The following is a 23,283-nucleotide window of genomic DNA, read 5'->3' on the forward strand; positions in this document are numbered from 1 at the left end:
TCATGTCTGCTGCAGCCCAGTCCGCGATGAAAGGGACCGGGATCGGCCGCGGCGTCGCCGTAGGCCCGGTGGCCAGAATGTCACCACCGCCGCTCCCGCCGCCAGCGGAGCCGAGTCTGCTGACACATGAGCAGGAGTCCCAGCGGGTCACCGAGGCGATCGCCGCGGTCACCGCAGATCTGACCACCCGTGGGCAGACTGCGGGCGGTCAAGCTCAGGAGGTTCTCGACGCGCAGGTCATGATGGCCCAGGACCCCACCGTGCAAGAGGCGGTGGAGACGCTCCTGGCGCAGGGCCAGACCGGTGAGTACGCAGTGCACACGGCGTTCGCGGAGATGGCCGAGACGCTTCAGGCCCTGGGCGGCTACCTCGGTGAACGCGCGGCCGACCTGCACGACGTCGCTGCCCGCGTGGTGGCGGCACTGCGCGGCGACCCGCCACCGGGTGTGCCGGACCCAGGGCACCCCTTCGTGCTGGTCGCACAGGACCTCGCTCCGGCTGACACTGCTCTGCTGGACCTGGACAAGGTCCTGGCGCTGGTGACCATCGAGGGAGGGCCCACCTCCCACACTGCGATCCTCGCTCGCGGGAAAGGCATCACCGCCGTGGTGGGCGTCGCTGAGGCCTCCCGATTAGCTGACGGTGACGAAGTGATCGTAGATGCCGCCAACTCAACGATCGTGGTGAGCCCCACCCAGGAGCAACGTGCCGAGGCCGCAGCCCGAGTGCAGGCTCGGGCGGCTGCGCAGGCTGCGCCGCTGACCGACGGTGCGCTGGCGGACGGCACCCCGGTCCCACTGTTGGCGAATCTCGGCACCCCGGAAAGCGCGGCCGAAGCCGTCCAGCTGGGGGCCGAGGGCGTAGGACTCTTCCGCACCGAGTTCTTGTTCCTCTCCTCTGAGTCCGCGCCCAGCGTGGAGGCCCAGCGGAAGGCGTATCAAGAGCTGCTGGAAGCGTTCCCCGGCAAGAAAGTGGTGGTCCGAGCACTGGATGCCGGAGCCGACAAACCATTGCCCTTCCTCAACGATGCGGAGGAGGAGAACCCCGCCTTGGGACTGCGCGGCCTGCGCGCCCTGCTGACCAATGAAGAAGTGCTGCGTGATCAGCTCTCTGCGCTGGCCCAGGCGCAGGAGGTCACTTCTGCCGACCTGTGGGTGATGGCGCCGATGGTCTCCACAGTGGAGGAGACCGAGACATTCGCGAAGTTCGCCCACCAGCACGGGCTCAAGACCGCCGGAGTCATGGTGGAAGTGCCGTCATCTGCGCTGCTGGCCGAGCAGATCCTCAAGACGGCAGACTTCGCGTCCATCGGCACCAATGACCTCACTCAGTACACGATGGCCGCCGACCGGCTGCTCGGCTCAGTCGCCGGGCTTCAGGACCCCTGGCACCCCGCCGTGCTGAAGCTGGTCCGGGAGGTGGGGGCAGCCGGGACCGTCACCGGCAAACCGGTCGGTGTCTGCGGCGAGGCAGCTGCTGACCCCCTGCTGGCCGTGGTGCTGGTTGGGCTCGGTGTCACCTCGCTGTCCATGGCGCCGGCCGCTTTGGCCGATGTCCGCGCTGAGCTGCTGCGGTTCACCAAGGATCAGGCGCGCGCCATCGCCACAGCCGCTGTTTCCGCATCCACCGCGGCAGAGGCTCTCCAGGCCGCTCAACATACTGCTACCACCCTGACCAACGAGTGAAAAGGGCATACCCATGACGACGTCGTCATCCGACTCCACGTCCGCAGCTGCCTCCCAGCCGGGGCGGTTCCGCGTCGGAGTCCAAAAGTTCGGATCCTTCCTCTCCGGCATGATCATGCCGAACATTCCCGCGCTCATCGCCTGGGGCATTGTCACCGCTGTGGTCGTCAATGTCTCCGAATTCACCGAAGCAGGATGGGAACCCACCAACGCGCTGGCGGGGGTCATCTTCCCGATGATCCACTACCTGCTGCCCATACTGATCGCCATGCAGGGCGGTCGGCTGATCTACGAGACGCGTGGAGCCGTCGTCGGGGCTGTGGCCGCAGTGGGCGTCATCGTCGGATCAGACCACATTATCGACCAGTTCAATGCTGCGCTGCCGGCCGGTGAGGATCAGCTCGGGTACGTGCACATGTTCATCGGCGCCATGCTCATGGGGCCCCTGTCCGCGTGGCTGATGAAAAAGCTCGACGCCGTCTGGGAGGGCAAGATCAAGCCCGGCTTCGAGATGCTGGTCAATATGTTCTCCGCGGGCATTCTCGGATTCCTGCTGCTCGCGGTCGGCTTCTTTGTCATGGCACCGCCGATCAACTGGCTGATGGCCGCCCTCGGCACCGGCGTGGAGTGGCTGATCGACAACAGCCTGCTCCCGCTGACCTCCGTGCTCATCGAGCCGGCCAAGGTGTTCTTCCTCAACAACGCCATCAACCACGGTGTGCTGACCCCCTTGGGAACCCAGCAGGCCGACGCTCAAGGAAGCTCGATCCTGTTCCTGCTGGAGGCGAACCCCGGGCCCGGACTGGGCCTGCTGCTGGCATTCTCGGTCTTCGGGGTCGGGGCGGCGAAGGCCACCGCCCCAGGTGCTGCGCTGATCCACTTCGTCGGCGGGATCCATGAGGTCTACTTCCCCTACGTGCTGATGAAGCCGGCCCTGCTGCTGGCCATGGTGGCCGGCGGCATGACGGGCGTGACCACCAACATGCTCCTGGGTGTGGGCCTGCAGGCCCCCGCGGCCCCGGGTTCAATCATCGCTGTCTATGTCCAGTCCCTCGGCGGGGGTGTGGGCAATGTGGTCGGAGTGACATTCGGCTGGGTGCTCTCTGCGGGGGTCACCTTCGCAGTGGCCGCGGTGATCCTGTTGTCCTCCCGCAAGCGAGACATGGAGCTGGGAGATCAGTTCTCCGCAGCTATCGCGAAGACTGAGGCGGCCAAGGGCAAGAGCTCCTCAGCGCTGGCCAGTCTCAGCGCCGGCGTGCCGAGCGCGGCCGCCGATCGGATCCGCACCATCTACTTCGCCTGTGACGCCGGCATGGGATCCTCCGCCATGGGTGCCTCAGTGTTGCGGAACAAGCTCTCGGCTGCCGGGATCAGTGACGTCTACGTCACGAACAAGGCGATCTCATCCCTCCCGGGTGACGCTGACCTCGTCATCACCCAGCAGACGCTGACCGAGCGGGCCCGGCCCAAGGAGCCGCAGGCCATCCACGTCTCAGTGAACAATTTCATGAACGCCCCGGAGTATGACGAGGTGGTGGAGTTGGTCCAACAGAGCGGAGACGACCAGGCGGTTGCCGCCGGTTCCGAAGCCCCGGCTTCGTCAGCTGAGCACGCCAGCGGTACCCGCACCGCCGTGGAGCCACGGGTGCTGACTCAGGACCGGATTCGGATCCGCGCCGGTTCCGCCACGCAGGAGGAGGCGCTGCGCGAGGCCCAGGAGATCCTTGTCTCCGCCGGTGCCGTCACAGGGGACTATCTCCAGGCGATGCGTGACCGGGAGGCAACGGCATCCACCTATATGGGAAGCGGACTTGCGATCCCTCACGGGACCAATGAGGCGAAGTCCAGCATCAAGTCCAGTGCCCTCTCGGTAGTCCGCTATGACGGCGGCGTCGACTGGGCGGGTGACCAGGTGAGGTTCGTGGTCGGCATCGCGGGAGTCGGGGATGAGCACCTGCAGTTGCTGGCCCGAATAGCAGAACTGTTCTCCGACGAGTCCAAGGTGGCTCAGCTGGAGGCCGCCGCCTCAGAGGCCGAACTCCACGCACTGCTCAGCGGTGTGAACGACAACTGACCCGCCCACCAGCACAGCGTCTCCGGATGTGGGAAACTTCAGTACTTTCGCGCCGAGTTTCCCACATCCCGAGACGCCCTAACGGGTTCTATCACCAAACATGGGGGAGACAAGCATGAAGGCAGTTCACTTCGGGGCCGGGAACATCGGACGCGGGTTCGTCGGCGTGCTGCTGCACCAGGCCGGGTACGAGGTGGTGTTCTCCGACGTCGCCGCGGCGTTGGTGGATGCCCTCAACGCGGCGGATTCCTACACAGTGCGCGAGGCCGGTGAGGGCGGGCGGGACACCACCGTGACCGGGTTCCGGGCTATCAACAGCGCTGCCGAACCGCAGGCTGTGGCGCAGGAAGTCGCCGAGGCGCACCTGGTGACCACCGCGGTGGGTCCCGGTGTGCTGAAGTTTATTGCCCAGCACATCGTGGACGGTCTCCAACTGCGTTCGGCACAGCTGCCGCCGCTGCAGGTCATGGCCTGCGAGAACGCCGTGCGAGCCACCGACACTTTGCGCGGGGAGGTCGAACGACTGGCCGGGTCGCAGTGGCCCCAGCTGCGCGCAAAGGCCACCTTCGCCAATACCGCTGTGGACCGGATCGTGCCCGGTCAGTCCGGCGACACAGGAGTCGACGTCACCGTGGAACCCTTCTATGAATGGGTCATCGAGTCCGCGCCTTTCGGTGGTGACCGCCCGCAGATCCCCGGAGTCCACTTCGTCCCGGATCTCGAGCCCTACATTGAGCGCAAGCTCTTCACGGTCAACACCGGACATGCTTCGGCGGCCTACTTGGGCAGCGCCGCCGGCCACACAACAATTGCCGCTTCGCTCGCCGATCCACAGGTCAGCGGAGGGGTGGAGGCCGCGCTGCGGGAGACCTCCGCCCTGCTGGTCGCCAAGCACGGTTTCAGCGCCGCCGATATGGCCGAATACCGGGCGGCCATTCTGCAACGGTTCCGCAATCCCGCACTTCCGGACACCACCACTCGCGTGGGACGGCAACCGTTGCGCAAGCTTTCCCGGAAGGAACGGTTCATCGCGCCAGCCGCTGAGGCGGCCGAGCTAGGGATGGGGGTCGATGGCCTGCTGGCGGCGATCAGCGCAGCCCTGACATTCCACGCTCCGGAGGATGACGAGGCGGCGCAGCTGCAGCGCGCCCTGGCGGAGGTGCACCAAGGATCAGTCACAGCCGATGAATTCACCGCTGAGATCACCGGTTTAGGGCCGGAGCACCCCCTGTTCCCGCGCATCCGTGAGGAAGTACGCCGCTGCGCTGGGTAGGCTGGACCGGTGCACGCACCACTGTGGGACGCCGACTCACCGAACACCGTGATCGCCGGAGACAACCTCCCAGTACTCGAAACCCTCCCGGCCGGGTCCTTCCAGCTGATCTGCATCGATCCGCCGTTCAACACCGGACGGACCCAGCGGGCCCAGCGCATCCGCACCGTCCGCTCCGCGGCGGGCGACCGGGTGGGATTCAAGGGGCAGACCTACCAGACTCTCCGGGGGGCGCTGACCGCCTACGACGACACGTTTATCAGCTACTGGGACTTCCTGGCACCCCGGCTTGAACAGGCATGGAGGCTGTTGGCTGCGACCGGCACGCTGTACCTGCACCTGGACTATCGTGAGGTCCACTACGCCAAAGTCATGCTGGATGCGCTCTTCGGCAGGGAATGCTTCCTCAACGAGATCATCTGGGCCTACGACTACGGCGCTCGGGCCAAACGCCGCTGGCCCACCAAGCACGACAATATTCTGGTCTACGTCAAAGACCCCAAGAAGTACCATTTCAACAGTGACGAGGTGGACCGGGAGCCCTATATGGCACCGGGTCTGGTGACCGCAGAGAAGGTCGCCCGCGGGAAGCTTCCCACTGACGTGTGGTGGCACACCATCGTCGCCCCCAACGCCCGGGAACGCACCGGATACCCCACCCAGAAGCCGGTCGGTGTGCTCAAGCGCATTGTGGCCGCCTCCAGCCGCCCCGGGGACTGGGTGCTCGACTTCTTTGCCGGATCCGGAACCACCGGAGCCGCCGCCGCAGAGCTGAACCGGAAGTACCTGCTGATTGACTCCCACACAGAGGCCATTGACGTGATGCGCAGACGCCTGTCACGCACGACGCCGCCTCCGCAGTTCCTGACTGCCGACGGCGAGTTGGCGGCCACGTGAGCAACCGGGTATAGTCAAGGGTTGTTGTGCGTGTCCAGACCTGCCTGGATTCGTGTTGAGGCGGTCCAGTTGCATGGCCGTCAAGCCTCCACGAACCTCGCGGGAGACAACGGGCCCCGAATCTTCCCGGCCCTCACCCGGGAATCGGGCAGCGCGCTGAAAACCGCAGCCGCCCCGGCGGCTGTCACCTGAAGGGTGCGGAAACTGCCGTTTCTGCGTCCGAGACCAAGTGCATCACGCGCTGAAAGGCAGCGGATCTCACCCGCCGCCCCCACGCTGCGTGAACCGTAGAACACCGACCGTAAGGCATACCAACCGTGCGTACGTACACCCCCAAAGAAGGCGACGCCGACCCGCAGTGGCACATCATCGATGCCACTGATGTGGTCCTGGGCCGTCTTGCCTCGCAGGCTGCTCAGCTGCTGCGCGGCAAGCACAAGCCGACCTTCGCCCCCCACCAGGACATGGGCGATTTTGTGATCATCATCAACGCTGAGAAAGTCGCCGTCACCGGTGACAAGGCAGCGAAGAAGACCTACTACCGCCACTCCGGCTTCCCCGGCGGCATCACCTCGATCAACTTCGAGCAGATGGTTCAGCGCCACCCCACCCGCGCAGTGGAGCAGGCCGTCAAAGGCATGATTCCGCACAACAAGCTCGGGGCCGCACAGCTGACTAAGCTGCGCGTCTACGCTGGCAGCGAGCACCCGCACGCCGCCCAGCAGCCGAAGCCGTTCGAGATTACCCAGGTCGCCCAGTAATTCGGGCCCGACTCTAGACACCTTTAGGAGAACCGTGGCTCAGAACACTGAAGAGCTTACTGACACCGAGGAGCTGACAAGCTTCACCTCGGAATCGACCCCGACCACCTCGGCCGACGAGGCGCCTGCTGAGCGTGCCCCACTGACCGTGCCCGGTGCAGCCATCGGCCGCCGCAAGCGCGCCCGCGCCCGGGTGCGCATCGTGCCCGGCACCGGTAAGTGGACGCTCAACGGCCGCAGCCTGGAAGACTACTTCCCGAACAAGCTGCACCAGCAGGAGGTCAACGACCCGTTCACCCTGCTGGGCCTCAATGATGCCTACGACGTCATCGCCCGCATTGACGGCGGCGGACCCTCCGGTCAGGCCGGTGCGCTGCGCTTGGGCATTTCCCGGGCGCTGAACAGCATCGACCGCGACCACAACCGTCCGGCACTGAAGAAGGCAGGCTTCCTCACCCGCGACGCCCGCGCCGTGGAGCGGAAGAAGGCCGGTCTCAAGAAGGCCCGTAAGGCTCCGCAGTACTCCAAGCGCTGATCCCTCAGTGACGATGAAATGCCCCGTTCGGCTCCCCGAGCGGGGCATTTCGCGTCCTTGGGGGCCGATGACATGCGGTGCCCGTGATTGAGGTCATTCTGACTGGGCTGTGGCTTGGGTTGGTGTTCAATGCGGCTCCAGGACCGGTGTTCACTGAATCGCTGCGCCGGGGGGTCCGGGAGGGCTTTGGACCCGCCTTGGCCGTGCAGGTGGGCTCGCTGGTCGGCGACGCCGCCTGGGCGGTGCTCGGTTTGGCTGGCGCAGCGGCACTGCTGACTCAGCCGCAGCTGCATATCCCGATCACCGTGGGCGGGTGCATCGTGCTTCTGGTGCTGGGACTCCAGGGAGTCCGGGACGCAGTCGCACCGAAATCCCGGCCGGCGGCAGCGCAAACGACCCGCGGCGGTCTGCTCCGGGGACCGCTGGGCGCAGGCGCCCTTATCTCTCTGGCCAGCGTCTGGAACGTGGTCTACTGGGCCGGGGCGGGGGGCGCCGTCGGCGGTGCGCTCGGTGATCAGGCCCCCATCGTGCCGCTGCTGGTCTTCTTCGCTGCGTTCATGAGCTCCTCGGTGATCTGGTGCTTTGTGTGTGCGGGTCTGATCGCGGGGCTGCGCCGGGCGGTGAGTCAGCTGTGGACGCGGATTATCGAAGGTGGGGCCGGTGCCGCACTGATCGTGATGGCTGTCCTGCTGCTCGTCCAAGCACTGCAGGCAGTGTCCAGCTGACCTGGAGCTGCGTTACGGATTGGTACCGAAATGCGATTCCCCGCACACGGAGCGAGCGATTTTCCGCGGTGGGGGTTAGACTCACCTCCAATATGACCAGATTGTTTGGAACCGACGGGGTGCGCGGAGAGGCCAATGGGCTGCTGACCGCGGACCTGGCCCTTCGTCTCTCCCAGGCCGCCGCAGTGGTGCTGGGCCATCGGCGCACTCCCGCCGATAAGCGTCCGGTGGCGGTGCTTGCCCGCGACCCACGAGTCTCCGGCGAGTTTCTCTCCGCCGCCGTGGAGGCAGGGCTCGCGTCCTCCGGCGTCGACGTCTACGACGCGGGAGTGTTGCCCACCCCAGCGGCCGCGTTCCTGGTCGCTGACTTCGGCGCCGACTTTGGCGTCATGATCTCCGCCTCCCACAATCCCGCACCCGACAACGGCATCAAGTTCCTCGGTGCTGGAGGCCACAAACTCGACGACGCCGTCGAGGAGGAGATCGAGGCGCAGATGGGGCACCCCCCGCTGCTGCCGATAGGGCCCGACGTAGGACGGGTCCAACGATTCTCCGACGCAGAGGACCGTTACGTGGTCCACCTGCTCCAATCGCTGGGCGGAGTGCGGCTCGAGGGCCTGAAGATCGTGCTTGACTGCGCCCATGGAGCCGCCAGTGGCTGTTCTCCGGAGGCTTTCGCTGCTGCCGGAGCTGAGATTGTGGTCATCGGCGCTGAGCCTGACGGACTGAATATCAATGACGGGTACGGCTCGACGCATCTGCAGCGTCTGCAGGAAACAGTGGTCGCCCAGCGCGCCCATCTGGGTATCGCCCATGACGGGGACGCCGACCGCTGCCTGGCGGTGGACCATACCGGGGACCTGGTCGACGGCGACCAGATCATGGGGGTGCTGGCGCTGGCGCTCAAGGAGGCCGGCGCGCTGAAGGACAATACCCTCGCGGTGACGGTAATGAGCAATCTGGGCCTCAAATTGGGCATGGCCGCGGCCGGAATCCAGCTGGTGGAGACCGCAGTCGGCGACCGTTACGTCCTCGAGGCCATGCGCGCCGGCGGCTATTCACTCGGCGGCGAGCAGTCAGGGCACCTCATCTTCGCCGACTACGCCACCACCGGCGACGGCGTCCTGACCGGCCTGCAGCTTGCGGCCCGGGTCGCGGCCACCGGCAAGCCCCTGCGGACGCTGAGCGACGAGGCGATGACGCGGCTTCCTCAGGTCTTGGTCAACGTCAGGGGAGTGGACAAAGCGAAGGTGAAGACGCACCAGGCGGTCCAGCAGGCGGTCAACGCCGCTGAGACACGACTGGGGGAGCACGGCAGAGTGCTGCTGCGGCCCTCGGGCACCGAGCCGGTGGTGCGGGTGATGGTGGAAGCGCCCACCGCGGACCTCGCCCACACGGAATCCCAAGTCCTGGCTGACGTGGTCAAATCCGAGCTGGCCCTCTGAACCACCCGCGCAGCGGCCGGAAGCACGCTCTTCATTCCTGAGGGTTGGGCTGATAGGGCTGGTCATAGTTCGGCGCTGGAGGCTGCCCCCAATACTCCTCCAGGGTCACACCGCGTGCTGTGACATCTTCAGCAGTCTCCCGCCCCACATACCGCAGATGCCACGGCTCATACTCGAAACCGGTGATCCCCTCGGCGCCCTCCGGGTAGCGGATGAGGAACCCGAACTCACTGGAGCGCTCAGCCAGCCACTGACCCTGGGCCGACTCGCCGAAACAGGCACGCAGGTAGCACGTGCGGTCCTCGAGGTCGGCGACGTCGACGGCCAGTCCAGTCTGGTGCTCTGAATGTCCGGGCCGGGCACTGACCCGGTCTGCCGCAGCTGCGCCGTCCTCACTCAGTCGCTGCTCATAGAGCGCCTGCTGAAAGGCAAAGTCACGGTAGGCCGTGGTCACCCACAGGTCGATCCCCTCCTCGGCTGCGGCTGCAAACATCTGCTCATACGCTCCTGCGGCCACCTCGCGGAGCGGGGCCCGGTCGAATTCGCGCGCCGCCTCCACCTCCCGCAGGTCCTCAGGTGCGTAGTCCGGCGGGTCCAGCGGATTCTGCTTGTTCACCAAGATGTGGATCGAGTCCGGGTCCGTCGACGCTTGGCTCACTGGTTCAGGCTGCTCAGGCTGCTCAGGCTGCTCAGGCTGCTCAGGCTGCTCAGGCTGCTCAGGCAGTGCAGACTCCGCGGAATCGGGGCCCCGAAGGGTCCCAGACGCCGTATCCTCCGACTCTGAACCGTTCTGCGCGCAGGCCGGTGCCAGAATCAGGAGGCTCACGCAGAACCCGTGAGCGAGAATGCGCACACCTCCACCGTAGTGGGTGCTCAGGGTAGGCTCACAGTCAATGTCGGACACCCCGGGCGCCAGCGCAGCACGCAGGCGGCTGCTGTTGTGCGTGCTGACAGCAGCACTGGTCCTGACCGGCTGCGCAGGGGACATTGGGAAGACAGACCCGGATCCGGCCGGGCCTGCGGACCGTGACACCGGGACCCCCGCAGATGCCAACAATCAGGAGCTCCACCCCAGGGACTCGCAGCCGGACCACTTCACCATCGCCGCTGCCGGGGACGTGCTGATCCACGACAATGTGATTGATCAGGCCTCGGCACTCGCGGAGGGTGATGGCTACGCCTTCGCTCCCTTGATGGCCGGTGTGAGAGATCTCATTGCCGGTGCAGACTTGGCTCTGTGCGCGCTGGAGGTGCCCATCGCTCCCGAGGGCGTGGAACCTGTCGGATACCCCGCCTTCGCCGCCCCGCCCGAGCTGGCCGAGGGCCTGTCCGAGGTGGGCTTCCACGGTTGCTCGACTGCCAACAACCACGCCTTCGACCAGGGAATCGACGGTCAGGAGCGAACCCTGGAGGTATTGGAGGCCGCGGGTCTGGGCCACGCCGGTACCGCGCGGACGGCGCAGGAGGCCGACCGGCCCCAGCTGTACACCTTGGACAGGGGCGGCCGTGAAGTCACCGTGGCGCATGTGGCCACCACCATGGTCCACAATGAGGCCTACCCGCCGCCTGGCCAGGAGCCGTGGCGCGTCACGGACGTCTCCGCAGAGGCGCTGACCGACCTCGCCGCTCAGGCGCGTCAGGACGGAGCAGACGTCGTCGTAGCCTCGGTCCACTGGGGGGAGGAGTATGTGCACGAGCCCACCGAGGAGCAGCGGAGCTATGGTGAGGCGCTGGCCGCCGGAGGGGAGGTCGATGCGGTCTTCGGCGCGCACTCCCACACTCCCCAGCCGGTGGAGCGCCTGGACGGCGGGCCCGGCGGTGAGGGTATGTGGGTGGTGTGGTCCATGGGCAACTTCCTGTCCAATCAGGACGAAGCCTGCTGCGCAGCGGAGACAGCCACCGGCACGGTGGTCTACGCGAGCGTCGAGGTCGACGACGACGCCGCCGAGATCGTCGCTCTGGACTGGTTGCCGGTGACTGTGGCCCGAGGCCCCACTGATGAGGAGCCGCACCGAGGTGTGTGGCCGCTGCGGGAGCTCGCCGAGGGCGGGATCCCGGAGGAGGTCGAACTCAGTGAGCGGACTGTCCGGAACCGATGGGTCCGCATTCTGGAGGTGATGTCGGATCAGAGGCTGCGTGGGGAGCCGCCCACGCCCACAGGCGAGGACCCGACCGCGGAGCCTCGCAGTGATTAGGACCTCTGCGACAAGTTCCGATGGCTCAGCTGCGGCCCCTGAAGATGCTCCGGGCTCTGCCCAGACGGGTGCTCTCCGCAGCGCCGCCCCTGCCCGGGCCCGGTTGCGCCGCTGTAGGATGCTCCCGATCCGCTGAGGCAGAAAACGCGGCCGGGTTCGCCGCCTCCGCCTGGACCCTGAGGTGATCCCGGATCTCCTTCAGCAGAGCAATATCCTCCGCATCCGGCTCCTCGGCGGCCGCCCCCAGCCGTGCGCGGCGAGCAGCAATCATCCTGTTCATGGGCACGATCACCACTACGTAGATGGCGGCAGCGATGAGCAGGAAATTCACTACTGCGGTCAGCAGCACCCCGAAGCGCATCGGCGGCCCCTCGAAACCGGGCAAGGTGACCGCGAAGAGCGCGTCGAAGTCCGGCTCCTGCGCAAAAAGCTGGCCGACCAGCGGCATCAGCACGTTCTCCACCAGCGCATGAATGACGGCGCCGAATGCGGTTCCGAGCACCACGGCCACCGCGAGGTCCACCACGTTGCCCTGCTTGATGAAGTCAAGGAATCCTTTGATCATGAGCTCATCTTAGGTTCGGCTCGGCAGAGTCGTACTCCGGGGCAGCCGGCTGGCGCCAGTACTCCTCCAGGGTCAGCTCGTACTCAGTGACCTCCGCGGCGGTCTCAGTACCCACATAGCGCAGGTGCCAGGGCTCGAAGGCGAACCCAGTGATGTCCTCGGCGCCCTCCGGATACCGGATGACAAATCCGAAGTCCTGGGCGCTGGTCTCCAACCACTCATACTCCGGGGTTTCGTGGAAGCACTCACCAAGAATGCACTCGGGATTGTCAATGCTGATCACGTCCAGTGCCAAACCGGTCTGATGCTCGGAATACCCAGGGCGGGCGGCAAACTCGTCAGTGGGCTCGAGCCCATGCTCGGCATAGCGTGCCGAGTAAAGTTCGCTCTGCGCGTCGAAGGAGCGGTATCCGCTGGTAGCGGCCAGGGTGACTCCCTCCTCCGCGGCGGTCTCGAAAAGCTCCTCAGCGGACTCAGCGGCCTCCATTCGCAGCAGGACCGGCTCTTCGGCCGATGTCCGGACCTCCACCTCCACCAAGTCATCGGGGGAGTAGTCCACCGGCTGGAGCGGATTCTGACGATTGACCAACACATGGATGGAGTCCGGGTCCGCGCTGGCCTGAGATGCCTGCACCTCATGCGGCTGTGGCAGCTGTGCCAGTGCCGCGACGCCCAGGGCCAACACCTTCTCCGCCAGACCGGTCATACTTTGCGCAGCAGCACCCGGGCGACGCTGTGGTCTTCGTCCTTGGACATCACCAGCCGCGCGCGCGAGCGGGTGGGGTGAATGTTCTCGCGCAGGTTGGGCCCGTTGATGCGCTGCCAGATGTCCGTGGCCTGAGCCACCGCCTGCTGGTCGCTGAGCCTGCTGTACTGGTGGAAGTACGCCTCCGGATTGGCAAACGCCCCATGCCTCCACCGCATGAAGCGGTCTACGTACCACTGCTCAATGTGGTGAGGCTTCGCGTCGACGAAGATCGAGAAGTCGAAGAAATCGCTCAGCGCCAACCCGGCCGTGCCGTCCTCGCGGATCCTGGCCGGTTGGAGAACGTTGAGCCCTTCCAGGATCAGCACATCGGGTCTGCGCACCACGAGCTTCTCACCAGGGATGATGTCGTACTTCAGATGGGAGTAGACCGGAGCTGGCACTTCCGGGCGGCCCGACTTCACCTCAGAGACAAACCGCAGCAACCGCCGGCGGTCATAGGCTTCGGGAAACCCCTTGCGCTCCATCAGCCCGCGCCGACGCAGCTCAGCATTCGGGTACAGGAAGCCGTCGGTGGTGACCAGCTCCACCCGCGGGGTCGAGGACCAGCGGCGCAGCATCTCTTGGAGCACGCGCGCAGTAGTGGATTTCCCCACCGCCACAGACCCGGCCACCCCGATGATGAACGGGGTGCGGCGAGTGGTGCCGCCGAGGAAATCATTGGTAGCGGAGCGCAACCGGGCGGCGTTCTCGACATAGATGTTCAACAGCCGCGAAAGCGGCAGGTAGACCTGGGCCACCTCGTCCAAGGAGAGGTGCTCACCGATGCCCCGGAGCCGGTCGACGTCGTCCTGGTTCAGCGGCTGCTCAATGGACTGAGCCAACCGCGCCCAGGCGGCGCGGCCCAATTCGACGAAGGGAGAATAGTGCGTCGACTCGTTGTCCGAGGGCGGCGAACCCGCCCACGGTGCCGTTCCACTGACCTCGGGAGGAACGGGCACAGGGGCAGTGCGCGGATGAACGGGCTGCGAGTGCACAGGGGACACGATACCGTCTACCACCGTCTGCCTTCCCCACGAGGTTCCACGGTATTGTGAGCCCCATGTGTGGAATTGTTGGTTATATCGGGTTGCCGGAGAAGTCTGCTGAGCACCACGCGCTGGACGTGCTCATGGAGGGCCTGCGACGTCTGGAATATCGGGGCTACGACTCGGCAGGTGTGGCCACTGTGGCCGGTGGGGCAGTGGAGAGCCGGAAAAAATCCGGGAAACTGGCCAATCTCGTAGCTGAGATTGAGCAGCAGCCGCTGACACCGGCGTCGTTGGGAATCGGGCACACCCGGTGGGCCACCCACGGCGGACCCACGGACCTGAACGCTCACCCCCACTTCGGCGATGACAACAAGCTGGCGGTCATCCACAACGGGATCATTGAGAACTTCGCGCAGCTGCGGCAGCGGTTATCCGCAGCAGGGCACGTGTTCGATTCCCAGACTGACACCGAGGTGGCCGCGAAGCTGATCGGCGAGGCATTTCAGGCCACCGGGGACCTCACTGAAGCGATGCGCCAGGCGGTCAATGAGCTCGAAGGCGCCTTTACGCTGCTGGCAGTTCACCCCGACCAGCCAGACCGGGTGGTGGCCGCGCGGCGGAACTCCCCCTTGGTGGTGGGCCTGGGAGAGGGTGAGAATTTCCTGGGCAGCGATGTCTCCGGATTCATAGACTTCACCCGCGAAGCGGTTGAGCTGGAGCAGGATCAGATTGTGACGATCACTGCCGGAGACGTCTCGATCATCAACTTTGACGGGTCGGCGGCAGCTGGGAAGCGGTTCTACATTGATTGGGACGCCACCGCGGCGGAAAAGAGCGGCTATGACTCGTTCATGGAGAAGGAGATCAACGAGCAGCCCAAGGCGGTGGAGGACACGCTGCTGGGGCGCACCGACGCCGCGGGCCGGCTGACCCTCGACGAGCTGCGGATCAGCCCGGAGCAGCTGAAGGACACCACCAAGATCATTGTCCTGGCCTGTGGGACAGCAGCATATGCGGGCACAGTGGCAAAGTACGCGATTGAGCACTGGACACGGATCCCGGTGGAGGTGGAGCTGGCTCACGAGTTCCGCTACCGGGACCCCATCATTGATGAGACCACGCTGGTGGTCTCGATCTCTCAGTCCGGCGAGACGATGGACACCCTAATGGCGGTCCGCTACGCCAAGGAGCAGGGCGCTCGCACGCTGAGCATCTGCAACACCAATGGCTCCACCATCCCCCGTGAGTCGGATGCGGTGCTGTACCTGCATGCCGGACCGGAGATCGCGGTGGCCTCAACCAAGGCGTTCTTGGCGATGATCGCTGCCAGCTACCTATTGGGCCTGTACCTGGCGCAGCTGCGCGGGCAGCTGTTCTCCGGCCAGATTAGTGACATCTTGGCCGATCTGCACAAGATCCCGGCGAAGATCCAGAAGATTCTCGATTCGGCCGACGAGATCAAGGCCTTGGCCCAAGCGATGGCGCAGACCCCCAGTGTGCTCTTCCTGGGCCGCCATGTGGGGTTCCCGGTGGCGATGGAAGGAGCGCTGAAGCTCAAGGAGCTTGCCTACATCCACGCCGAGGGATTCGCCGCCGGGGAGCTCAAGCATGGGCCGATCGCCCTCATCGAAGAAGGGCAGCCGGTCTTTGTGGTGGTGCCCTCACCGCGCGGACGGGACTCCCTCCACGGGAAGGTGGTCTCCAATATTCAGGAGGTCCGTGCCCGCGGGGCGAAGACCATCACCGTGGCCGAGGAGGGCGACGACGCGGTGCGTGAGTTCTCTGAGAACGTCTTTTTCGTTCCCGAGACCCAGCCGCTGCTGATGCCGCTGCTGACTACCGTGCCGCTGCAGATCTTCGCCTGCGCACTGGCCAGCGAGAAGGGCTATGACGTGGACCAGCCCCGCAACCTCGCAAAATCCGTCACCGTGGAGTGAACGGCTGGTGATCATCGGAATCGGGGTCGACGTCGTCGAGGTGTCCCGCTTCGCTGAGCAGCTGCGGCGGGCCCCGGCGCTGCGGCAACGGCTCTTCACCCCCGCCGAGCGGAACCTGAACCTGCGCTCGCTGGCGGCGCGCTTCGCGGCGAAGGAGGCGGTGGCCAAGGCGTTGGGCGCCCCCGCAGGAATGAACTGGCAGGACTGTCAGGTGGTCTGCGACGCCACAGGTGACCCCCACCTGGAGATCACCGGCACTGTCGCGGCGGTGGCCGAGGCCAAGGGCGTGCAGCGGTGGCACTTATCGATGTCGCATGACGGGGACATCGCCACGGGTATGGTCCTGGCCGAGGGTTCGCTGCAGTAGACACCAGGAGGTCGCCATGGTTGCCAACGTGTACACCGGTGAGCAGATCCGCGCAGCGGAGCAGCCGCTGCTGGAAGCTGGCCGCGGCCTGACACTGATGCGCCGAGCCGCCTACGGGCTGGCCCACCACATTGCCGCTCTGCACCGTCTAGAGCGCGGCAGTGGGATCTACGGTACGCAGATCACCGCACTCATCGGCCCCGGCAACAACGGCGGGGACGGCCTTTGGGCGCTGGCCCAGTTGGCCCGCCGCGGCGCTTCGGTCAGCGCCGTGCTCACCCGGAGCCGCGCCCACCCCGAAGCGCTTCAGGCCTTCCGCGCAGCCGGCGGCCGGGAGGTCGAGCGTGTGCCGAGCAGAACCCAGGTCCTCGTCGACGCGGTGGTGGGGACCGGTTTCCGGGGAGAGTTCCGCCGGCCGGAGGTGCCCGGCCTGGAGATCTTGGACGACGACGCCGCGTCACGGCCTCTGGTGGTGGCCTGTGATCTGCCCTCTGGAGTCAACGCAGACACCGGCGCCGCCGGTGACGGTGTGCTCGCCGCTGATCACACGGTGACCTTCGGCGGGCTGAAACTGGGTCTGCTCGCCGGGCGCGGCGGGACGCTCAGCGGCACTGTGCACACGGTGCGCATCGGTGTGGAAGAGCACCTGCCGAAAACCCTGGTGCAGCTGACCACTGCACAGCAGGTGGCCGCGGTAAACCCGCCGAAGCCCTCCGACCATAAGTACTCCCGCGGGGTCCTGCACGTGGTGGCAGGGTCTTCGGCATTCCCCGGCGCCGCGGTGCTCACGGCGGGCGCTGCCGTGTGCACCGGGGTCGGCATGGTGACCCTCCACGCCCCAGCAGCGGTCCGTTCTCAGGTCCTCAGCACCTACCCGGAGGTGGTCGGCGCGCCCGCACCCGGTGGCGGTGCGGAGATGTCCGCCTGTGACGGCGTCGTCATCGGTCCGGGCCTGGGTCAGGAGCAGTGGCGCCTGGCTGAGGCAGAGTCTGTCCTGGAGCGCGCGCTGGACTCCGGCGCCGCATGCGTCCTAGACGCCTCCGGCTTGCAGCTGATCCGGGACCAGCTGCACCGAAGAGGCGGACTGAACAAGAACGTGCTCATCACGCCCCACCTGGGTGAGGCGCGGCGGATCGCACGCATGCTGCGCGACCGGGTGCTGACCGGAATGCTGGAGACCGACTCCGCCGCCGCTGACCCCGTGGAGGCGACGCGACGGCTGGCCGGGAAGCTGGATTGCAGCGTGCTGCTCAAAGGCACCACTACGGTGATCGCCTCGCCTCAGGGCGAGGTCGTGCTCCACCGGGCGCAGGCTCCTGGCTTGGCCACGGCGGGCACCGGGGATGTGCTCACCGGAATCCTGGGCGCACTGTGCGTCACCCAGGAGCGCAACTGGCTTGCTGTGGCACCCCGAGCGGTGAGCATGCACACCCGCGCGGCGCATCGGATAGATCCTGCAGGTCAGGGGCGTTTCGGTGCCTCCGCCCTCATAGGCGCCCTCGGCTAGATCCCCCGCGACCGCCGCGTCGGGCGGCCTGTCCTCCTGCTGAGGTCTGCCCGGTACCCTGGGGACTATGAAGTTACCGGAGCGTGCGGCGATTATCGATGCCGCTGCCATCGCCCATAACGTGGGCACCATCGCCGAGTATGTCCGGCCGGCCAAAGTGCTCGCGGCGGTCAAGGCCGATGGCTACGGACACGGTCTGCTCACCGCCGCCCGGGCCGCACTGCACGGCGGAGCGGACTGGCTGGGGGTCGCGCACATCGCCGAAGCTCTGCAGCTGCGCGCGCACGGTATTGAGGCCCCGGTGCTGGCCTGGCTGCACACGCATGAGGCGGACTTCGCCGCCGCCATCGAGGCCCACATCGACCTCGGGGCCTCCGGCTGGGAGCTGGAACCCATCGCTGAGGCGGCCAACACCCTGCACGAACCCGCACGTGTGCACCTGAAGGTGGACACCGGGCTGGGCCGGAACGGGGCCACCATGACCGACTGGCCGGAGCTGGTCCGCCGCGCCGCCGGCTACCAGAACCGGGGTCTGATCAGTGTGGAAGGCATCTTCACTCATATGGCCGTCGCCGATGAGCCCGACCGCCGAGAGACGGATGAGCAGCTGGACGCCTTCCGGCAGGCACTGGCAATTGCCGAGGAGCACGGTGTGGTGCCGGATCTGCGGCATGTCGCCAACACCCCGGCAGCGCTGTCCCGGCCGGATGCCCACTTTGACATGGTCCGGGTCGGGGTGGGCGTCTACGGACACAGTCCCTTCGCCGACCGGAGCGGACCGTCCCTGGGGCTGAAGCCGGCCATGGAGCTGCGCACCACCGTGGCCAACGTCAAGTCTGTGCCAGCCGGACAGGGAATCAGCTACGGTCTCACCCACCGGGTGGAGGCCCCCACCAAGCTGGGCCTGATCCCGCTGGGCTACGCCGACGGCATTCCGCGCATCGCAGTGGGTGCGCCGGTGCTCATCCGCGGCCGCCGATACTGCTCGGCCGGGCGGGTGGCCATGGACCAGTTCGTGGTGGACCTCGGCGCAGACTCGGACGTCCAGGTGGGTGATGAAGTCGTGGTCTTCGGAGGCGAGTCCGGTATTGAGGCTTCTGAATGGGGCACCGCCGCCGGCACCATCAACTACGAGATCGTCACTCGGATCGGCGCCCGCGTTCCGCGGGTCGTGATCAATGCGGAGCCAGTCCCGTGACGGAGCCTGCCGTGCCGCCGGCGCAGCTGCCGGGGCAGAACTGGCAGCTGCAGAAGGAGCTGGCCGACCTCGAGGCGACAGCCAGCTTTGCCCGGGCCCTCGCCGCGGAGCTGAAGTCGGAGGACCTGGTGGTGCTGACCGGAGAGCTCGGTGCCGGCAAGACCACCTTCACGCGCGAACTGGCGGCCGCACTCGGGGTCATCGGCCAGGTGAGCTCACCGACGTTCACCATGTCGCGTATCCACCCCAGCCCAGACGGCACGGCGCCGCGCCTGGTACACGTCGATGCCTATCGCACCGACGCCGCAGGCCTGGAGTCGCTCGATCTGCTGGCCACCCTGCCGGGCTCAGTCACGGTGGTGGAGTGGGGGCGCGGGATGGTGGAGCGCGCCCTGTTAGGTGACTCGGGTTCGTGGCTCGATCTGGAACTGCGCCAGAGTCCCGCTGAGAGTACCGCGGCAGATGGCAAGCCCCTAAGCGGTGGCCCCGCCGGCGGCGTCGTCGCCGGTATCCAGACTGACTTCAGCGAGTCAGAGGAGGACATCCTGGGCACCCGGCGGCTGGCGGTGCTGCGCGGCTACGGTCCGCGGTGGAGCGCGCCGCCGGCCAGGCTGCAACGGTGGGGATGACAGTCGCCGACGTGCTCTGCGGCTGGTCGGCAGTCCTGCGCAGACTGATTTGATCGCTACCATGGTGGGGTGCTGCTGCTTTCCATCGACTCCTCCGCCGGGGCCTCGGCCGCGCTGACCCGCCGCGGAGAAATCCTGCAGCAGTGGCGTACAGAAGAGACGAACTCCCATGCTGAAGTGCTGACCCCTGCTGTCCAGCGGATGCTCGAGGCCGCCGGCGTCTCCGGGACGGATCTCGACGGCGTCGCGGTGGGGGTGGGTCCCGGACCCTTCACCGGGCTCCGGGTGGGACTGGCCTTGGCCCATGCCCTGGCTGAGGCGTGGTCGAAGCCGCTGCACGGGATCTGCAGTTTGGACTCGGTGGCTCTGCGCGCGACCGACGCCGGGGTCGAGGGTGAGTTTCTGGTAGCTACCGACGCCCGCCGCCGCGAGGTCTATTGGGCCCACTATGTCAGCGACGAGGCCGGTTCGCGGCTGGTGAAGGGCCCCTTTGTGTCCCCAGCAGCTGAATTGCCCCCACTGCCTGTGGTGGGCGCCGGGCTGCAGCTCTACCCGGAGGCACTTCATCCGGCGAAGGTGGACCAGGACCCCTCGGGGTGGACGCCCGATGCTGTTGAATTGGGCCAGCTGGCTGCCGCGGCCCTGGCCGGGGAGATCCACGGCGTCCTGTGCCAGGCGCGCCCGTTGTATCTGCGCGACTCAGATGCCAAAGTGCCCGAGCAGATGCGGCAGGGAGCGCCCAGATGAACCCTCGACCAGGGCACTCTCAACCGGGCCACTCTCACCCATGGCACTCTCAACCCAGAGCGCGTCTCGGGATGTGGGAAATGAGCCCAGCAATGGACCCGGTTTCCCACATCCGGAGACGCTCTGTGCGAGGCGGCATGCCGGTGGAGGTGCGGGGTGGGCGCTGAGACGTCGATGTCCGCTGTCTCCATCCGGCCGATGACCACCCGTGACATTCCGCAGGTGATCCAGCTGGAGCGGAGGCTGTTCCCCCACGATGCCTGGCCCGAACGGTTTTTCTACGACGAGCTCGCCCAGGCGGAACCCAGTGTCGCGGCACCGCATGCCACCCGCGCCTACTGGGTGGCCCGAGAGGACGAGACTCTGTTGGGGTACGCGGGGATGATGTGTGTGCTGCCGCTGGCCGATGTCCAGACCTTGGCGGTGGCACCCGAAGCGCAGGGCAGGGGGCTGGGGTCCCGGCTGCTGGGCCTGATCGAACAGGAAGCCCGCCGCAGGGCCGCCGAGGACCTGCTTCTGGAAGTCCGCAGCGATAATCCGCGTGCCCAGCAGCTGTATCTGCGCTGCGGGTTTGAGCAGATCCACCGACGGCGGGAGTACTATCCCGATGGCGGCGACGCTCTCATCATGCGCAAACGACTCATCGCCCCGCGCCCCACTGTGGGGCCGCTCGGCAGAAAAGGGGGAGAAGACGCGTGACTGAACCGCTGGTGCTCGGCATTGAGACCTCTTGCGATGAGACCGGAATCGGGATTGTCCGGGGAACCCACCTGCTGGCCAACGAGGTGGCCTCTTCCATGGACGAGCATGTCCGCTACGGCGGGGTGATTCCGGAGATCGCCGCCCGCGCCCACCTGGAAGCGTTCACCCCCACTCTGCGCAGGGCACTGGAGACCGCAGATGTTGAACTCGAGGAGGTCGACGCGATCGCGGTGACCGCCGGACCGGGCCTTGCCGGAGCGCTCATGGTGGGGCTCTCGGCTGCCAAAGGGCTGGCATTGGCTGCCGGGAAGCCGCTCTACGGCGTGAACCACCTGGTGGCCCACGTGGCCGTGGCCCTGGCCGACCAGCACGGCAACTCCTCACCGCTGCCGGAGAATACCGCGGCTCTGCTGGTCTCGGGAGGTCACACCGAGATCCTTCGGGTGGGGTCGCTGGCTGATGATGTCGAACTGATCGGATCCACTATCGACGATGCCGCCGGTGAAGCCTATGACAAGACTGCCCGGCTGCTGGGGCTGGGGTACCCCGGCGGTCCCGCAATCGACGCCGCCGCGCGGACGGGGGACCCACAGGCTTTTCGGTTTCCCCGCGGGCTGACAATGCCGAAGTTCGAAGGCACGGCGCAGAATCCCGGCAAGCACCGGCACAACTGGTCGTTCTCCGGGCTGAAGACTGCCGTAGCTCGGGCCGCAGAACAGTTCACCTCCCAGGGGTTCGCGGTGCCAACTGCGGATCTGGCGGCCAGTTTCCAAGAGGCGGTGGTGGACGTGCTGACCGCCAAAGCCGTGCGTGCCTGTCAGGAGCAGGGACTGACCAGCATGCTGCTCGGCGGAGGCGTGGCCGCCAATTCCCGGCTTCGTGAGCTGCTGGCGCAGCGCTGCGGTGCTGCCGGGATCCAGCTGACCGTCCCCCCGGTGCGGCTGTGCACTGATAACGGGGCCATGGTTGCGGCGCTGGGTGCCCATCTGGTCAGTGCAGGCGCGCCGCCGTCGTCGTTGGATATCCCTGCCGATTCCAGCCTCCCGGTGGACCGCATCGTCGTCTGAGCCTGGGCGCAGTCACTCCCGGCAGCTCGGTCCAGAGCGGGCCATTCCCCGGCCGCCGGGGGTCTCAGCCGTTGATGCTGGTCCGGGTGATGGCCGCAGAGTCCAGCACCACCTGGCGCAGGTCGCCGTCATGGGACTCGGCGACCTTCTTCTGCCGCTGATAGCCGGCGCCGTTGCGCATGATGGTCTCCAAGTACCGCAGTTCCTCGGCGCAGCCCAAGTCTCGGGCCACCGGCTCCAGCCGCTCCAGTTCGCGGACCATGGCCTCGGTGACCAGTTCCTCATCGCCGTGTTCGTTGAGGATGATGATGGCATCGAGTCCGTAGCGCGCCGCCCTCCACTTGTTTTCCTTCACGTACCAGTGCGGCATCGAGGCCACGGAGCCGCCGGCATCCAGCTGTCGCATCGTGTCCTCCACCAAACATTGAGTGAAGGCGGCGAACGCACCGATCTCCTCCAAGGTGGAGACCCCGTCACAGATCCGCATTTCCACGGTTCCCAACCGGGGAACCGCCCGGAAGTCCCACCGCACCTCCGTGACGTCGTTGATCACCCCGGTGTGCTCCAGGTCAGCGACGGCTTTTTCATACCCCGACCATTCGGCGAACTGATATGACTGGCCTGCGGTGGGCAGCTGCTGGAACATCAGCGCCCGGTTGGAGGCGTACCCGGTGTCCTCGCCGGACCAGAAGGGCGAGGAGGCTGAAAGTGCCTGGAAGTGCGCGTTGTAGTTGCACAGTGCGTTGACCACCGGCATGGCGTATTTCACATCCGGAAGCCCCACATGCACATGGATGCCGTAGATGACCATCTGGCGTCCCCACCACTGGGTGCGGCGGATGAGCTCGTTGTAGCGCTCCTTGTCGGTCACAGGTTGCTTGTTCGGCGGAGCGAACGGGTGCGACCCCTGACAGTAGAGCTCCACGTCAAGCGGCTCGCAGTGCTTCATCACGTTCAGGGCGGTCTGGCGCAGCTGCCCCACACCTTCGGCCACATCGTTGCAGATGTCGGTGACCAGCTCCACGGTGTTCAGCAGCAGCTCCTGCTTGACGTAAGGGTGCTCCTGCTCACGGGCAAGCCCGGGGTGATCGGCCCGGGTGGCTTCGAGGATGCGCTCAGCGACGCTGCGCAGATCCCCGGTCTGCCGGTCAACCAGCGCCAGCTCCCATTCGATGCCGAGGGTTGATCGGGAGGAATCGGCAAACTCAAGTCCCATGAGCATCTCCTGTCATCAGCC

23 protein-coding genes are annotated in these 23,283 nt (G+C 66.5%); 18 read left to right on the top strand and 5 right to left on the bottom strand.

From position 1 onward, the window contains the following. Positions 1-2: 2 nt before the first annotated feature. The 9 genes from ptsP to glmM all read left to right on the top strand — a co-directional run bounded on the left by ptsP (position 3) and on the right by glmM (position 9,395). Positions 3-1,685 carry a phosphoenolpyruvate--protein phosphotransferase gene (ptsP, locus tag FEF27_RS05545; protein WP_138169859.1) on the top strand — a complete coding sequence of 561 codons (1,683 nt, stop codon included), beginning with the start codon at positions 3-5 and terminating at the stop codon, positions 1,683-1,685. A gap of 13 nt (positions 1,686-1,698) precedes the next feature. After that, positions 1,699-3,759, top strand: coding sequence for a PTS mannitol transporter subunit IICBA (locus tag FEF27_RS05550; RefSeq protein WP_138169860.1), 2,061 nt, complete (start codon positions 1,699-1,701; stop codon positions 3,757-3,759). Between the two features lie 115 nt (positions 3,760-3,874). Continuing rightward, entirely contained in the window at positions 3,875-5,032 is a 1,158-nt protein-coding gene (locus FEF27_RS05555; protein WP_138169861.1) for a mannitol-1-phosphate 5-dehydrogenase, read from the top strand. Positions 5,033-5,041: 9 nt separating this feature from the next. After that, the gene (locus FEF27_RS05560; RefSeq protein WP_138169862.1) at positions 5,042-5,929 is read left to right on the top strand and encodes a DNA-methyltransferase; all 888 of its coding nucleotides are present in this window, start codon (positions 5,042-5,044) and stop codon (positions 5,927-5,929) included. Positions 5,930-5,959: 30 nt separating this feature from the next. After that, positions 5,960-6,121: a hypothetical protein gene (locus tag FEF27_RS13310; protein ID WP_166429921.1), complete on the top strand. Its 162-nt coding sequence runs from the start codon at positions 5,960-5,962 to the stop codon at positions 6,119-6,121. A gap of 125 nt (positions 6,122-6,246) precedes the next feature. Then, on the top strand, positions 6,247-6,690 hold the full coding sequence (gene rplM, locus FEF27_RS05565; RefSeq protein WP_138169863.1) for a 50S ribosomal protein L13: 444 nt from the start codon (positions 6,247-6,249) through the stop codon (positions 6,688-6,690). Between the two features lie 34 nt (positions 6,691-6,724). After that, positions 6,725-7,225 (top strand): 30S ribosomal protein S9, encoded by a 501-nt coding sequence (rpsI, locus tag FEF27_RS05570; protein WP_138169864.1) that lies wholly within the window; start codon positions 6,725-6,727, stop codon positions 7,223-7,225. Positions 7,226-7,308: 83 nt separating this feature from the next. Then, a complete protein-coding gene (locus FEF27_RS05575; RefSeq protein ID WP_138169865.1) occupies positions 7,309-7,950 on the top strand; it encodes a LysE family transporter in 642 nt (213 codons plus the stop codon). Positions 7,951-8,042: 92 nt separating this feature from the next. Next, positions 8,043-9,395: a phosphoglucosamine mutase gene (gene glmM, locus FEF27_RS05580; protein WP_138169866.1), complete on the top strand. Its 1,353-nt coding sequence runs from the start codon at positions 8,043-8,045 to the stop codon at positions 9,393-9,395. 31 nt (positions 9,396-9,426) lie between these two features. Here the strand turns inward: glmM and FEF27_RS05585 are convergent, their stop codons facing one another. Continuing rightward, entirely contained in the window at positions 9,427-10,248 is an 822-nt protein-coding gene (locus FEF27_RS05585) for a M15 family metallopeptidase (protein ID WP_208009700.1), read from the bottom strand. Between the two features lie 40 nt (positions 10,249-10,288). Between FEF27_RS05585 and FEF27_RS05595 the strand changes: the two genes are divergently transcribed. Next, positions 10,289-11,590 (top strand): CapA family protein, encoded by a 1,302-nt coding sequence (locus FEF27_RS05595; protein ID WP_138169869.1) that lies wholly within the window; start codon positions 10,289-10,291, stop codon positions 11,588-11,590. A 25-nt stretch (positions 11,591-11,615) separates the two neighbouring features. Here the strand turns inward: FEF27_RS05595 and mscL are convergent, their stop codons facing one another. From mscL to coaA, 3 genes are read right to left on the bottom strand one after another with little or no spacing between them, the layout of a single operon-like run. Further along, a complete protein-coding gene (gene mscL, locus FEF27_RS05600) occupies positions 11,616-12,155 on the bottom strand; it encodes a large conductance mechanosensitive channel protein MscL (RefSeq protein WP_138169870.1) in 540 nt (179 codons plus the stop codon). Positions 12,156-12,159: 4 nt separating this feature from the next. Continuing rightward, positions 12,160-12,861: a M15 family metallopeptidase gene (locus tag FEF27_RS05605; protein ID WP_138169871.1), complete on the bottom strand. Its 702-nt coding sequence runs from the start codon at positions 12,859-12,861 to the stop codon at positions 12,160-12,162. Continuing rightward, on the bottom strand, positions 12,858-13,862 hold the full coding sequence (coaA, locus tag FEF27_RS05610; protein ID WP_138169872.1) for a type I pantothenate kinase: 1,005 nt from the start codon (positions 13,860-13,862) through the stop codon (positions 12,858-12,860). Before coaA ends, FEF27_RS05605 begins: the two co-directional genes overlap by 4 nt. A gap of 101 nt (positions 13,863-13,963) precedes the next feature. On the opposite strand from coaA, the gene glmS reads away from it, so the two are divergent. The 8 genes from glmS (at position 13,964) to tsaD (ending at position 22,046) form a co-directional block, all read left to right on the top strand. Then, complete coding sequence (gene glmS / locus FEF27_RS05615) at positions 13,964-15,829, top strand: glutamine--fructose-6-phosphate transaminase (isomerizing) (protein WP_138169873.1); 1,866 nt, start codon at positions 13,964-13,966, stop codon at positions 15,827-15,829. 7 nt (positions 15,830-15,836) lie between these two features. Beyond that, a complete protein-coding gene (locus FEF27_RS05620; protein ID WP_138169874.1) occupies positions 15,837-16,196 on the top strand; it encodes a holo-ACP synthase in 360 nt (119 codons plus the stop codon). A gap of 16 nt (positions 16,197-16,212) precedes the next feature. Beyond that, entirely contained in the window at positions 16,213-17,703 is a 1,491-nt protein-coding gene (locus tag FEF27_RS05625) for an NAD(P)H-hydrate dehydratase (protein WP_166429922.1), read from the top strand. A gap of 67 nt (positions 17,704-17,770) precedes the next feature. Further along, positions 17,771-18,901 carry an alanine racemase gene (alr, locus tag FEF27_RS05630; RefSeq protein ID WP_138169876.1) on the top strand — a complete coding sequence of 377 codons (1,131 nt, stop codon included), beginning with the start codon at positions 17,771-17,773 and terminating at the stop codon, positions 18,899-18,901. Next, on the top strand, positions 18,898-19,530 hold the full coding sequence (gene tsaE, locus FEF27_RS05635) for a tRNA (adenosine(37)-N6)-threonylcarbamoyltransferase complex ATPase subunit type 1 TsaE (protein ID WP_243729107.1): 633 nt from the start codon (positions 18,898-18,900) through the stop codon (positions 19,528-19,530). The genes alr and tsaE overlap by 4 nt, the downstream gene beginning before the upstream one ends. Before the next feature lie 69 nt (positions 19,531-19,599). After that, positions 19,600-20,277 (top strand): tRNA (adenosine(37)-N6)-threonylcarbamoyltransferase complex dimerization subunit type 1 TsaB, encoded by a 678-nt coding sequence (tsaB, locus tag FEF27_RS05640; RefSeq protein WP_138169878.1) that lies wholly within the window; start codon positions 19,600-19,602, stop codon positions 20,275-20,277. Between the two features lie 174 nt (positions 20,278-20,451). Further along, complete coding sequence (gene rimI / locus FEF27_RS05645; protein WP_138169932.1) at positions 20,452-20,976, top strand: ribosomal protein S18-alanine N-acetyltransferase; 525 nt, start codon at positions 20,452-20,454, stop codon at positions 20,974-20,976. Beyond that, positions 20,973-22,046: a tRNA (adenosine(37)-N6)-threonylcarbamoyltransferase complex transferase subunit TsaD gene (gene tsaD, locus FEF27_RS05650; RefSeq protein ID WP_138169879.1), complete on the top strand. Its 1,074-nt coding sequence runs from the start codon at positions 20,973-20,975 to the stop codon at positions 22,044-22,046. The genes rimI and tsaD overlap by 4 nt, the downstream gene beginning before the upstream one ends. A gap of 64 nt (positions 22,047-22,110) precedes the next feature. Here tsaD and FEF27_RS05655 read toward each other — a convergent pair whose 3' ends face one another. Further along, positions 22,111-23,262: a glutamate--cysteine ligase gene (locus FEF27_RS05655; protein WP_138169880.1), complete on the bottom strand. Its 1,152-nt coding sequence runs from the start codon at positions 23,260-23,262 to the stop codon at positions 22,111-22,113. Between the last annotated feature and the right edge of the window lie 21 nt (positions 23,263-23,283).

The organism is Nesterenkonia sphaerica, assembly GCF_005771565.1.
GTDB classification, from domain to species: domain Bacteria; phylum Actinomycetota; class Actinomycetes; order Actinomycetales; family Micrococcaceae; genus Nesterenkonia; species Nesterenkonia sphaerica.